The 13,776-nt window shown below is 36.2% G+C and carries 12 protein-coding genes, 2 tRNA genes and 1 pseudogene; 7 read left to right on the top strand and 8 right to left on the bottom strand.

The annotated features are described in order from the left end of the window. Window positions 1-136: 136 nt before the first annotated feature. Window positions 137-1,669, bottom strand: a complete 1,533-nt coding sequence (gene glpD, locus HNQ69_RS00675; protein ID WP_183228193.1) for a glycerol-3-phosphate dehydrogenase — start codon at window positions 1,667-1,669, stop codon at window positions 137-139. Window positions 1,670-2,022: 353 nt separating this feature from the next. Between glpD and HNQ69_RS00670 the strand changes: the two genes are divergently transcribed. From HNQ69_RS00670 to HNQ69_RS00655, 4 genes are all read left to right on the top strand, one after another. Then, window positions 2,023-2,895 (top strand): DsbA family protein, encoded by an 873-nt coding sequence (locus HNQ69_RS00670; RefSeq protein ID WP_183228192.1) that lies wholly within the window; start codon window positions 2,023-2,025, stop codon window positions 2,893-2,895. Between the two features lie 237 nt (window positions 2,896-3,132). Next, on the top strand, window positions 3,133-3,618 hold the full coding sequence (gene accB / locus HNQ69_RS00665; protein WP_183228191.1) for an acetyl-CoA carboxylase biotin carboxyl carrier protein: 486 nt from the start codon (window positions 3,133-3,135) through the stop codon (window positions 3,616-3,618). 14 nt (window positions 3,619-3,632) lie between these two features. After that, window positions 3,633-4,991: an acetyl-CoA carboxylase biotin carboxylase subunit gene (accC, locus tag HNQ69_RS00660; RefSeq protein ID WP_183228190.1), complete on the top strand. Its 1,359-nt coding sequence runs from the start codon at window positions 3,633-3,635 to the stop codon at window positions 4,989-4,991. A gap of 196 nt (window positions 4,992-5,187) precedes the next feature. Further along, a tRNA-Thr gene (locus HNQ69_RS00655) sits at window positions 5,188-5,263 on the top strand. A gap of 101 nt (window positions 5,264-5,364) precedes the next feature. Here the strand turns inward: HNQ69_RS00655 and HNQ69_RS07700 are convergent. The 5 genes and pseudogenes from HNQ69_RS07700 to folE form a co-directional block, all read right to left on the bottom strand. After that, a pseudogene (locus HNQ69_RS07700) lies at window positions 5,365-5,737 on the bottom strand (XRE family transcriptional regulator). Between the two features lie 835 nt (window positions 5,738-6,572). Next, the gene (locus tag HNQ69_RS00650) at window positions 6,573-7,067 is read right to left on the bottom strand and encodes a hypothetical protein (RefSeq protein WP_183228409.1); all 495 of its coding nucleotides are present in this window, start codon (window positions 7,065-7,067) and stop codon (window positions 6,573-6,575) included. 139 nt (window positions 7,068-7,206) lie between these two features. Beyond that, the gene (locus tag HNQ69_RS00645; RefSeq protein WP_183228189.1) at window positions 7,207-8,391 is read right to left on the bottom strand and encodes an alpha/beta fold hydrolase; all 1,185 of its coding nucleotides are present in this window, start codon (window positions 8,389-8,391) and stop codon (window positions 7,207-7,209) included. Window positions 8,392-8,786: 395 nt separating this feature from the next. Next, window positions 8,787-8,871 (bottom strand) — tRNA-Leu (locus HNQ69_RS00640). 134 nt (window positions 8,872-9,005) lie between these two features. Continuing rightward, window positions 9,006-9,629 carry a GTP cyclohydrolase I FolE gene (gene folE, locus HNQ69_RS00635; protein ID WP_183228188.1) on the bottom strand — a complete coding sequence of 208 codons (624 nt, stop codon included), beginning with the start codon at window positions 9,627-9,629 and terminating at the stop codon, window positions 9,006-9,008. A gap of 123 nt (window positions 9,630-9,752) precedes the next feature. Between folE and HNQ69_RS00630 the strand changes: the two genes are divergently transcribed. The 3 genes from HNQ69_RS00630 (at window position 9,753) to thrS (ending at window position 12,631) form a co-directional block, all read left to right on the top strand. After that, complete coding sequence (locus HNQ69_RS00630; RefSeq protein WP_183228187.1) at window positions 9,753-10,181, top strand: iron-sulfur cluster assembly scaffold protein; 429 nt, start codon at window positions 9,753-9,755, stop codon at window positions 10,179-10,181. Continuing rightward, complete coding sequence (gene yidD / locus HNQ69_RS00625) at window positions 10,182-10,535, top strand: membrane protein insertion efficiency factor YidD (protein WP_183228186.1); 354 nt, start codon at window positions 10,182-10,184, stop codon at window positions 10,533-10,535. A gap of 119 nt (window positions 10,536-10,654) precedes the next feature. Then, window positions 10,655-12,631, top strand: coding sequence for a threonine--tRNA ligase (gene thrS / locus HNQ69_RS00620; RefSeq protein WP_183228185.1), 1,977 nt, complete (start codon window positions 10,655-10,657; stop codon window positions 12,629-12,631). Between the two features lie 49 nt (window positions 12,632-12,680). Here thrS and HNQ69_RS00615 read toward each other — a convergent pair whose 3' ends face one another. Together HNQ69_RS00615 and HNQ69_RS00610 are read right to left on the bottom strand one after the other, a co-directional pair. Beyond that, on the bottom strand, window positions 12,681-13,184 hold the full coding sequence (locus HNQ69_RS00615; RefSeq protein WP_183228184.1) for a MerR family transcriptional regulator: 504 nt from the start codon (window positions 13,182-13,184) through the stop codon (window positions 12,681-12,683). A 200-nt stretch (window positions 13,185-13,384) separates the two neighbouring features. Further along, window positions 13,385-13,708, bottom strand: coding sequence for an integration host factor subunit alpha (locus HNQ69_RS00610; RefSeq protein WP_183228183.1), 324 nt, complete (start codon window positions 13,706-13,708; stop codon window positions 13,385-13,387). Window positions 13,709-13,776 lie beyond the last annotated feature (68 nt).

Here is a 13,776-nt window from a genome sequence, read left to right as displayed (position 1 = left end):
AAATTATTCAGCACAGTATTTAAGATATTTTTATTCCAATAAACAAATAAATGAAAGGGTTACACGATTCGTATTACTATGGCTGCTTTCCCTTCGGCATTTCTTCATTTGGCACGAATAGATTTTCTATAAAGTGCTACTGTAAAGCTGGTTTATCATGATTTTTTTTGATGCCTTTTTGGTTTTGCATATAAGTAGAAAGAGCATTAACCTCTTGCTTATCAAACAAAAGTCCAAGCTTTGAACGGCGCCATAACACATCTTCATATGTTTTAGCCCATTCTTTTTCCATTAACCATTTTACTTCTACTTCATAAAGTCCATGTCCAAAATCCTTTCCTCTATCTGCTTTACCATTTGCAAATATTATCAGTGCCTCGGAACCATAAGACCGTGCAAGCCTACGGGATGTAAAAACATCTAAATCTGGCATCAAAAGAGCGATCTTATTTTCAATTTTATTGAGCTTATTATATGCAAAGTCACCGCCAGGAAGTGCTGAGTTTTTTGTCCACGGCGCTCCCCTTACACCAAGGGCTTTTTCAACAAATTTCATCGCATCTTCTGCTAATTTGCGATAAGTTGTAATCTTACCACCATAAAGATTAAGAATCCGTGGCACACTTTCAATGCCCATTTCTTTCAGAACATAATCACGCGTAATTTCCTGTGCTTTTAAAGCTCCGTCATCATAAAGCGGGCGAACACCAGAGTAAGTCCAGACAATATTTTCCCGTAAGACCGGTTCTATAAAATACTCATTCGCTGCTTTGCAAATATAATCAATCTCTGCATCAGTAATACGAGCCTCAGCAGGATCACCCTGATAATCACAATCTGTTGTTCCTAGCAACGTAAACTCTTCTTGATACGGAATAGAAAATATAATACGTCCATCAGCATTTTGAAAAATATATGCGCGATCGTGGGTATAAAGCTTAGGAACCAGAATATGAGATCCCTTAACAAGTCGTACAGATGGAGGTTCTTTACAGTCTAATACGTTTTCCAGAATACGATTAATCCAAGGACCCGTCATATTTGCTACATAAGAAGCCGTGACGAAATATTCTTTATCACTTAATTTGTCTCGAAGAATCATAAGCCATTTCTTATCTTCTCTCTTTAAAGACAGAACTTCTGTCCTTACTTTTATATCAGCTCCCCGCTTTTCTGCATCACGAGCATTAGCAATTACCAAACGGACATCATCTACTATTGCATCAGAATATTCAAAACCTCTCTGATATTCATCTTTAAGTATAGAACAAAATTCTTTTGAAAAATTAACCGTTTTACTGCGCCACAATTTTTGATTCCAGTTCCCCAAATAATCATAAATGAAAAGTCCAAAACGCAACATCCAAGCAGGACGCAACGCTTTATGATAAGGAAGAAGAAAGCGCAAAGGACGTACAATATGTGGAGCCATACGCCAAATGATCTCGCGTTCTTTTAATGCTTCACGAACAAGCCTGAACTCATAGTGTTCAAGATAACGAAGACCACCATGAATAAGCTTTGTTGATGCATTTGATGTCCCCGAGGCAAGATCATTCATCTCCGCCAATCCTACTTTAAATCCGCGTCCAGCAGCATCTCTTGCTAGTCCACATCCGTTTATCCCTCCACCAATGATAAACAGGTCATAATGTATTGTGGTTTTCATAATATTACTTTTCATATTGTATTGAGTTTGTTTCACTGTACATAATAAAGCAACAGCAAGTTAATAAAAATGCTTTCAATTGGATATCAACGTTCTTTATATTTCACAATAAATATGCCTCAAAGGGCCTTTGATATCAGCATAAATAAAAAGAAGGCTTTATAAAACAAAGAAAAAATTTAACTATAAAAAACATAATCACTGCAAAATATCCATCATATAAAATTTTTGTAGAAAAAATGAATTTTTTCTACAATCAACTGAGATATGCTACTGTAAATGCTTTATTGCAAATGAGAAAAAGTTTTCATATAGTCTTACCAACATTACAGTGAAAATATGAATGCATATAAATGACCCATAAGTTTCAATATTCAAAAATAACGTTCATTGCAAAATTTTTAGCAACAATTATGTTGGGTGCTTTAATTTTTTCATCTTCTTTATCAAACGCAACATCAAATGAGAATACAAGAAATTCTTTAAGCTTAGAAAACCTTAAGACACAACTTCTGGAAGATCCTGCTTTTTTATCTAAGCTTAAAGAAAGGATCACACCACGGATCGATGATCACAATATTCAAAAAATTGTAAGAGATTATTTACTTACTCATCCAGAAATTATGATTGAAATGCAGCTTACCCTTCAAGAAAAGTTCGAAAAACAAATTGAACAAAAAGCCCAAAAACAAGCTTCAATCATTAATGCATTAAAAAAAGAAATTTTTCACTCTTCTCATGATGCTGTTTTGGGGAATCCAAATGGTAAAAAAGTCCTTGTTAATTTTTTTGATTACAATTGTGGATATTGTAAGGTGTCCTATTCATATATAGAAAATTTAATAAAAGAATTCCCAGACCTCCGGGTTATTATTAAAGATTTACCAATTTTAGGACATGATTCTGTGGCAGCGCATACTATTGCCACTGCTTTTCGAAAACAATTTCCAGAGAAATATCCTCGATTTCATAAAGCGCTTTTAAGTAATAAGAGTCGCGCTAATGAGGCTAAAGCTATAAAAATAGCAGTTTCATTGGGAGCAGATGAAAATAATCTGCGCAATGCAATAAAAAATGCTAGCCTCAAAAACTCCTTTAAAAAAAATATTCAAATTGCCTCTGAACTTGATATTACAGGCACACCTTCTTATATCATTGGTGATAAAGTGTTCATCGGAGTCGTAGACCAAGATATTTTAAAAAAAGCATTAAACAATATGCAATAAATATTTTTTTATGAAGAATAAGCGTAAATTAATTGATTTTATGCTTTCTCTTTTTTTATAAGCGGCTTATAAGTGCAATCTCGCGTAGTAGATATTAGTTTTAAATTGCAAAGTGTAATTCTCAAAAGTAAATAAGTTTTAATAGAATCCTCAAAAAAGATCATCCCGAGTCTAGAGATATTCAGTCAGAAGAATTAAATGATGACGATCTTTATTGATCAAGGAGTTAGAAATAAAATGGCAAGCAAAAAAATAGACGCGGAAAAGCTTACCGCAATTAATACAAAAATTATCCGCGACCTTGCTGAAATTTTGAATGATACCAATTTAACAAATATTGAACTTGAACAAGGTGGACTTCGTATTTGTGTATCACGTCAAAACACCTCAGTCACTCCCGAACAAACAATTTATGCACCTGTTTCTACTCCTACTGTTCTTCCTCCCTCAGCTCCAACAACTGAAGCTCCAGCACAGGAAGATAAATCAAAAAATACCATAACCTCTCCAATGGTTGGTACCGCATATCTTGCACCTTCACCAGGTGCAGAATCTTTTGTAGAAGTAGGAAAAAATGTTTCTGAAGGACAAACGTTGCTTATCATTGAAGCGATGAAAACGATGAATCAAATCCCATCGCCACGCTCAGGCACAGTAACTGCCATTCTTGTTCAAGATAGCCAGCCTGTTGAGTTTGGTGAACCACTTATTGTTGTTGAATAAAGCGAGGGGCAACTATGATTCGAAAAATCCTCATTGCTAATCGGGGAGAAATTGCTCTTCGCGTTCTACGAGCCTGCAAAGAGCTTGGGATAAAAACTGTAGCTGTCCACTCAACTGCTGACACTGATGCAATGCATGTTCGGCTTTCTGACGAAAGTGTCTGTATTGGCCCTCCTCCGGTACGTGATTCTTATTTGAGTGTTCAGCAAATTATTGCTGCATGCGAAATTACTGGAGCTGATGCTGTTCATCCAGGCTATGGCTTTCTTTCTGAAAATGCAAAGTTTGCAGATGTCCTAGAAGCGCATGATATTACATTCATAGGGCCAACGGCTGCACATATTCGAATTATGGGCGATAAAATCGAAGCAAAGAAAACCGCTAAAAAACTTGGAATTCCTGTAGTTCCTGGTTCAGATGGAGCTATCACTGAAGAAACAGAGGCTTTACGCAGTGCTCGTGAAATTGGTTACCCAGTTATCATTAAAGCTTCTGCTGGTGGTGGTGGACGCGGTATGAGAGTTGTTCATTCTGAGCAAGAACTTTCTATAGCTCTCAAAACCACCCGTTCAGAAGCAGGAGCAGCTTTTGGTGATGATTCAGTTTATATTGAAAAATATCTAGAAAAGCCCCGCCATATTGAAATTCAAGTTATTGGTGATGGAACAGGAAATGCTGTTCATCTAGGAGAACGTGATTGTTCACTTCAACGGCGTCATCAAAAAGTATGGGAAGAGGCGACGTCGCCTGCACTTAATGAAACTGAACGGAAAAAAATTGGTGATATTGTCGCAAATGCCTGTGCCCAACTTGGATATCGTGGAGCGGGTACCATCGAGTTTCTTTATGAAAATGGCGAATTTTATTTTATTGAGATGAATACGCGTTTACAAGTCGAACATCCTGTAACTGAAGCGATTACAGGGATAGATTTAGTTCATGAACAAATTCATATCGCATCAGGCTGCAAACTTTCAGTTACGCAAAATGATGTTTGCTTCTCTGGCCATGCCATTGAATGCCGTATTAATGCTGAAGATCCTCTTAACTTTACGCCATCACCAGGAACCATCACACATTTTCATACACCTGGAGGTTTAGGAATCCGTGTTGATTCAGCTGCTTATTCAGGCTATCGTATCCCTCCTTATTATGATAGCATGATTGGTAAGCTGATTGTTCATGGACGTAACCGTTTAGAGTGCATGATGCGTTTACAGCGTGCTTTAGATGAGTTTGTGATTGATGGAATAAAAACTACATTGCCTCTCTTTCGTAATCTTATTAACAATCAAGATGTTGCAGACGGTAATTATAATATTCACTGGCTAGAAAAATATCTTTCTAACCAATCAAGTTCTTCAAATTCTTGAATTGATAATAAAATAATGGCTATCTTAACCTTTTCTATGAAGAATTGTAGCACATCCAACGTTATTATAACGATGATAAGGCAATAAAGAAACTGATTATTTTCTAATTTGTAATATAAGTTTTTAAAAATATAGCTCAAACTCATAATTTTCTATTTTCCTTTTTACAAGTTTGTGCTACCTCCTACATGGTTATGCCCTTATAGCTCAGTTGGTAGAGCACCTGATTTGTAATCAGGGGGTCGGGAGTTCGAGTCTCTCTGGGGGCACCATCTAACTTTATAGTGCTATTAAGTTGTTGATTCTTCACATCTTTTTTAAGATGAGGGATGCGTAAATTAAAGTGAGGGAATAGGATATTTTAAATATACCTCTACAAAGCCCATTCTTTGCAAATTGCTTCTAGTAATATTTTGAAGCCTTCTAAGTCCTCTCGTGGCATACCGTTTAAGATTCTTATAAATCTGCTAACAACTTCATGCAGCAATGAGTCAGGAGGCTTGATTATGAAACTCTTGCGGCAATCATAAGCTTCCCTTCTTAAGAGAAAAGCTGTCTCTTGATCTAAAAGAGTTCAATGATCTTATCTTCCATGCCTACTGGAACAGGTTTTGTGCCTCTCTCTACAGAAGAGAGAAACGCTATCGACAAACCTAATTTCTCAGCCATATCGACACAAGGCGTTCAGAGTAATCAATGCGAAGTTTGCGTAAGGTTTTATAAAGAGTGTAAGCATTTAAAGAAATCCCACTAGAAGAATAATCATTTCATTACGGTTCTGATAGATTTTAAAATGCGCTTCTCAATTATTACGAATTAGTACTTCTTTTCGCGGTGTTTTTTGCAGCCATATCTTACACCCAATCGGTTCTCACCTCTAAAAAATCGAAATTATTAAAAATCCCTTACATTCTGTCACAATCATTCAGAAAAAGCAGCACAAACTTACCTTTTATGTCCTTGAGGATAGCAACTATTTTTACAAAGTCATTCTCAAACAAAATTAACGAAGTTATAATACTTTTTATTAATGAAATATGGAGAATCTAAATAAAATAAACTTTCTTGAATATCAAAAAAGATCAATAACACGCTCCCATCAAAGTTTAATATAGTATTATATCAAAAAAAGCTTTTGAATAATACCTCATCCTTATCAAAAGCTTGTCAGGATGAGATACCGTAGAGGTATTTTCCTTTTAATCTCTTAAGGTGGCATGTAGCATTTAATTTGATGTCCCCAATAACTTATTTATTTTTAAAAAATGCAGGATACGTAACTAAAGCTCGAAAAACAAGCATATTTTCAATATGCCCTTCACAGAGTATATCCTTTTTTGCCAGTTTTTTCTAAAAATTCTTTCAGTTATTCCAAACCCTGTTTGAAAAATACTTGAAAGTTTCAACGCACGAGCAAAAAGTTTCACGACGAAAAGAAATCAGAAGGTTATTGTGAAATAATTTACAACAAACAACAGCTTCTTTTCTTGAAAGCATGACACTATTTGATTACACTTTTTCTATAAAATTGAAAATATTTTTACCAAAGCGTTTTGATCAAAAAATCTTTTCTTATGAGCTTTAATATTCTTTTTCAAAAAGATGTGGACTTTCAACAATAAGCTTTTCCCGTGCTTTTTGTAACTGTTTAATGACTTCATCAATTTTTGATGAAGAATAAAAAGACTCTTGTCTATCCAATAAATATTGCTTCTCCCTTCTCTCATAAAAACACTGAATCTGAGATTGAAGCATTCTAATTTCTTGAAAAAAAAGACGTCCAGTTTCCTTAAAACCATTATTGAGTGAAAAAAGTTGATCGGAAATTGATAGAAGAATTTGCTTTAAAAAGCGCTCATTTTCTTGGCGTTTACGATACTCTAAAATAAGAGCATAACTTATCTCATCCAGTTGTTTTTTTGTGGAATCAATTTGATGCAATAAATTTGGTTTCTCCCCCATATGATCTTCTCTCACCTTCAAAAGCATAGTATGAATATGTAATAACTGAACTGCGGAATGAGATAAATAATCAACTAATATAGGGATATTGGAATAGCGCTTTCCTGCAACCATCATGAACTCACCTAATGACTGGTTTTTACATTCATCCCGCTATTCATTCTTTATTTTACAAAGCCATTCTAAAGAAAGTGCTAAAAAATGCTATTTGCAATTCATTTATATTTGATGAAAAGCCCCTACTCTTTTCACACTAATGTCGAGCGAGTGGAGATAACAAACGTACAGGTGTATAAAGAATAAGATGTGTTGTTTTCTCCAATACACTGCTGCTATCAGCAAGGAGCGCTTGACTGGGTGATAATTCTGTACCCTGCATAATTGTCGAAGCCAAAGAACCTTCTCGAGAAAGCGCCATCAATGTCGGAGAAGACGCAAAAACACTGTGCGCACCACCATCCACATCAGAAAAGTCGAGGACAGCTATTCCATTTCTATGCAGCATTTCAATATCTGTACCATCTCCCACACGATGATGTCCACCGGTAAGACGCCCTGAAACAGCGAGCGCTTTATCCGCACGAGATACCAAAATAGCTGTTGGTTGAGGCAATCTTTTAATATCATTAAGTTGATGCTCAAACACATCAACATCAATGTCTGGTGCTGCCATTAAAAAACTTGTAATACGGCGAATAGGTTTATATTTTCCCTGTAATGCTAAAGTTCTAAATGCCTCCATTATAACGAAATTGCCCATAGAATGTGCAATAACAGAAATACGATCGGCATTAGTTTCACTTATGACTGTCAAAAGCTCTATCAGTCCATCACGCGCAAAATGGGCGCTATCACGATCATAAATGTAAAGAGGTATTGATCCAGCAGAGGGCCACGAATAATGCACAGCAACAACATTTAAAGAATAATCGTAGGTAAACTGAGCTGTACGGAATGTGCCATCTGCAAAATTATTATTATAACCGTGAATAAAAAGAAAAATTTCTCTTTTTCCTTTTGGCTTTTTTGCTAAAGCGGCATTTAATTGCTGTTTAAACTGCTCCTTATTATCGTATTTTTGCAACGCCACTGCTGCAAAATACTTATCGTGAGTAGGTTTATACGCGTTTATTTCAACAAGGCCTTTCACATGTTTCTGAGGGATTCCTATATCAATGCGATTATAGTGAACTGTATTAGATCGTTCTGATCCATAAGGCTGAGAATAGTTATTTTGCATCATACGACTTGTTGCAACATACACAGGAATAATAGCTTTCGGCAGAATGAGCTTACCTTCAACTTCCCTTTGCACTGTAATCATAGATGCTGTTGCATTTACCCCATGCCAAAGAACCGCACGCGAGGTGCTACATGCTGTTAATAAAGAAATATAAATAAAAAACGCTAAATGCTTTAAAAATATTGTACTTCTCACTAGAATACCCCCAAATCCTATTAAAAGATTTGACATTCCCAATTATAGACAAGAACTAAAACTTCCGATGATTTGAAATAAAATCATCACTGGAATGCATTAACAAATAACACACAAAAAAAAATTCTGCTATAGTGAATTGAAATGGGGCGGTTTTGACTAAGTTATAAATTAGCTCCATCAGATTAAGACGGATAATCTATCACGCGTTCTTGTTTTTCTAATCACCTCTAAAACCACCTTTTGAATTGCGCTTTTGACATATTCATCTGGTATCAAAACCATATATAAAAAGACAATAAAGAATAAAGAAAGTAAAAAGCAATGAAAACAATATGTTATAAATAAAAAGAAATAAAAAACGCTATCAGGTGATACCCTAGATAATCTAGAGGTGGTGCGGTCGAGAAGAGTCGAACTTCCACGGGTTACCCCACAGCGACCTCAACGCTGCGCGTCTACCAATTCCGCCACGACCGCACGTCATAAAGAAAAACACTTTGATTTTCTGGCTTTAACAAATCACAAAGGAAGGTACAAGCTTATTTTTGCTTTCCTGTTATTTATTTTACTTTCATGAATTATAGTTCAATATAAATCATTAAAGATAGGTATTATGATGTTTTTTGAACCATACTCATAAAGTGAGCCTGTGCACTTTGATTTTTTTCATAATATCCGTGAAAACTTGTTGTAATCGTTGTAGTCCCCTGTTTTTGGATTCCTCTCATCGCCATGCACATATGTTCAGCCTCAATTAATACAGCAACACCATGAGGTTCCAGATGTGTTTTTAAAGCATTAGCTATTTGAGCTGTCATAGCCTCTTGTGTCTGTAAACGATGAGAGAAAATGTCTACAACACGTGCAACTTTTGAAAGACCAACAACCCTTTTATCAGGAAGATACACGATATGCGCTTTTCCAACAATTGGAATGATATGATGTTCACAATGTGAATAAAAAGGGATATTTTTTATTATTATTGATTCATTGTATCCTGAAACCTCTTCAAAAACTGTGCCTAAGACCTCTTCAACCGATTTGCTATAACCAGAAAAAAGCTCGCGATATGCCTTAGCTACACGCTTGGGAGTATCTACAAGTCCTTCTCTATTTGGATTTTCTCCCACCCATAAAAGCAATGTGCGAATCGCTGATTCCACTTCTTCAAAACTGGGACTTCCTTTCCCAGATAAAAATGGGTCTTTCGCACCTCCCTTAACAACATTACACATTTAAAAACTCCAAGTTTACCCTTGATAAAGCATTTGCTACATATCTATTTTATTTTGTATAATCTCTATATAAGAGAATTAAAAGCTGAAACAATCTAACTCTTGAAATTTCAAACCTAGCCCATGATTGACAAGATCTATAGCGATAAAATACTTGAATATGCCGCGCATATAAGTAGAATTGGGCGTCTTCAAAATCCTGATGCAACATCAAAAAAATGTGCACGCCTTTGTGGCTCAACGATCACTGTAGATTTAAGAGTGGAAAATAGCATCGTTACAGATTTCGCCCAGGAAGTGCATGCATGTGTACTAGGACAAGCTTCTGCTTCACTTTTAGCATCTCATATCATCGGACAAACAACACAGAATCTAAAAATGCTACGTGAAATTATTTATCATATGCTAACGAAAGACGGCCCCCCTCCTCCAGTTCCCTTTGAAGCATTTTCTTGCTTACAGCCTATTAAAGATTACAAGATACGTCATACATCAACAATGCTTCCCTTTGATGCCATTGTAGATTGTATTGAACAAATTGAAAAAAAATAAATGTTCAAATCAAAGCCTCAACAAAAAAAGAAACAAACTCGAAATTACATGGGCCCTTGGAAAAAAACACCTGGACGATTACTTGGCATTTTCTTGATACGTTTCTATCAAATAACACTTTCCAGTTTCATAGGAAATCAGTGTCGTCACGTACCAACCTGTTCAGAATATATTTATGAAGCAATCGCACGCCATGGGTTATGGGCTGGTGCATGGATGGGGGTTTTTCGTATTATACGTTGTGGTCCATTTGGAACATACGGATTCGATCCAGTCCCTAACTCTCTTGGAGATTTTTATTGTTTTTATAAACCTTGGCGTTACTGGAAAGTTTCTAAAAAACACAACAAATAGTTCTTTTCTTTTTTCATGCATATTGATAGAAAAATCAGTCTATAGGCTTTAATTAATGATTACTAAATTTTCGAAAACCATCCGCAATCGTTGGCGGAATTGGATTAAAGGAGTGTTTTATGTCTTGTGTTGTTTCTCTTTCTTTTCCTGATGGTTCAAAACGTGATTATCCCACCGAAATGACTGGTTTAGAATTGGCAGCGTCCATTTCTAAATCACTTGCAAAAAAAGCTGTCGCCTATAGCCTTAATGGAAGCCCTCGAGATCTATCAGATCCATTAAGAGAATCTGGTCAAATAGAAATTATTACCCGAGAAGATCCGCGTGCTCTTGAGCTTATACGTCATGATTGTGCACATGTTCTAGCCGAAGCAGTACAGGAACTCTTTCCTGAAACGCAGGTTACAATTGGCCCCGTTATTGAAAATGGTTTTTATTATGATTTCGCACGTCAACAACCTTTTACATTGGATGATCTTACCACTATTGAAAAAAAAATGCGTGAAATTATTCAACGCAATAAACCTTTTAGAAAAGAGATTTGGTCTCGTGAAAAAGCCAGAGAGATTTTTTCTAAAAAAGGAGAGCTTTATAAGGTTGAGCTTATCGATAGCATTCCGGAAAACCAAGACTTAAAAATCTATTATCAAGGTGATTGGTTTGATCTTTGCCGCGGTCCACATATGCAATCTACTGGACAAATTGGAAATGCCTTCAAATTGATGAAAGTCGCAGGAGCTTATTGGCGTGGTGATGCCACCAATCCGATGCTCACGAGAATTTATGGCACAGCATTTGCGAACGAAAATGACTTAAAAGCCTATTTACACATGTTAGAAGAAGCTGAAAAGCGTGATCATCGCCGCTTGGGACGTGAAATGGACTTATTTCATTTTCAAGAAGAGGGACCTGGGATGATTTTCTGGCATAAAAAAGGTTGGAAAATGTTTCAAAATTTGATCAGCTATATGCGTAGACGCCTTGATTATCATCAATATGCCGAAGTGAATGCACCACAAGTTCTCGATAGATCACTTTGGGAAGTATCTGGCCATTGGGGATGGTATAAGGAGAATATGTTCAAAGTAATTCCAGCAGCTGAGGATTGGGATCATGAAAATATTTACGCTCTTAAACCAATGAATTGTCCTGGTCATGTGCAGATTTTTAAACATGGGTTAAAATCTTACCGTGATTTGCCTATTAGACTTGCGGAATTTGGTCTTGTCCATCGTTATGAACCCTCAGGCTCTTTACACGGTCTTATGCGTGTGCGTAGCTTTACACAAGATGATGCACATATTTTTTGTACAGATGAACAATTAGCCGATGAATGCCTTAGTATTAATGACTTAATCTTATCAACTTATGCTGATTTCGGCTTTAAAGAAATCAGCCTTAAGCTTTCAACACGCCCAGAAAAACGTGTTGGGTCTGATGCATTATGGGATCATGCGGAAAGTATTATGAAATCCGTCCTTAAAACTATTGAAAAAAAATTTGCAGGACAAATCAAAACAAGTATCCTTCCAGGCGAAGGTGCATTTTATGGCCCAAAATTTGAATATACATTGAAGGATGCTATCGGACGTGAATGGCAGTGTGGAACAACACAAATAGACTTTAATCTCCCTGAACGTTTTCAGGCATTCTATATTGATAAAGATTCAGAAAAACATCAACCAGTCATGATTCATCGCGCAATTTTTGGATCAATGGAGCGTTTTCTTGGTATATTAATCGAAAATTTTGCTGGACATATGCCACTTTGGCTTGCGCCTCAACAAGTCATTGTAGCAACAATTACATCCGAAGCAAATGAATATGCAAAAAAAATAACAGCAAGGCTTAAAGCTGTTGGGCTTTCCGCAACATCAGATCTTCGTAATGAAAAGATTAACTATAAAATACGAGAACATTCTTTACAAAAGATTCCTGTCATTTTGGTATGCGGAAAACGGGAATCTGAGACAAATAGTGTGAACATGCGCCGCTTAGGAAGCACAAATCAAATCTTTTTATCTATAGAAGAAGCAATTAAGCAACTTACAGATGAAGCAACACCACCAGATTTGCATCGTTTAATGAATGCTTAAAGGTGTGCTAAAAGATAAAAGGAAAATAGTAAAGCAAAAGGAATCGTCTTTATCGCACTCTATCAAGTATGCGTTTACATTCAATGAGTTCAAACAGTATTTCTTGCAATAGTGCTTTATCGCTCTTGTCTTTGTAAACATTAACAGAACCAACGAATGATTCTTCCTCGCTTCTCATGAAGCTCAAAAGCCCAAAAGAAGGCTTTTTAGATTTACTACCTGTACTTTCAGGATTCTGTCCTGCATGTTTTTTTTCTATTATGACATTCATGGCATCAAGATTACCATTACCAAATACAGTAACAAAAGCAACACCATTCTCTTTTAAAAGGCGCTGCACGCCTTTTATTGTATAACCCTGATCATACAGTAACTGCTTAATACCCTTGAGCAAATCAACATCGCCTGGGCGATAATAGCGCCTTCCTCCGCCACGCTTCATTGGTTTAATCTGCCTAAAACGTGTTTCCCAAAATCTTAATACATGCTGAGGAAGCTCCAATAACTCGGCTACTTCGCTAATTGTGCGAAAAGCATCGGAGCTCTTATCCATTTTACAACACCTTATCTAAAAACTATACGAATAACCCCAAAACGATTCATTAATAAGAATCAACTTCTCAAAAAGATTGGTCAAAAATAGGACCATACTTGACTGCACTTAGACTAAAAAACTTTTTTCTTCAAACAGAATACAGGATTTCCATCATATACATTTTTTAAACAAATACCAAATATTATAGTAGCATTTATTTATGTGATATTATCTTCTTGCCTTGCACGATGCGAATCTAAAATTCTTTGTTTCAGTATATTTGCAGCTTTAAATGTCACCACACGTCGCGGCGGGATAGGTGCTTCAACCCCAGTTTTTGGATTGCGTCCAACGCGTTCATTTTTATTGCGAACTTGAAAAGTTGCAAAAGAAGAGAGTTTAACTGCTTCACCTCTCACCAGTGAATTGCAAATTTCATCCAAGACCAATTCAACCAAAGCTGCTGATTCAGTGTGTGACAAGCCCACCCTTTTACAAACTACGCTCGCTAAATCTGCACGCGTTACTGTCTTACTTGTCATTATAACCACCTATTCAAATATTAAAAAATTATAGAATGACTTATACGTTTTATTCAAATATCGTCAAG

It is taken from the genome of Bartonella callosciuri (assembly GCF_014203215.1).
GTDB lineage: Bacteria > Pseudomonadota > Alphaproteobacteria > Rhizobiales > Rhizobiaceae > Bartonella > Bartonella callosciuri.
Note: the sequence above shows the minus strand (reverse complement) of the source record. Positions and strands in the feature narration are given on the sequence as shown.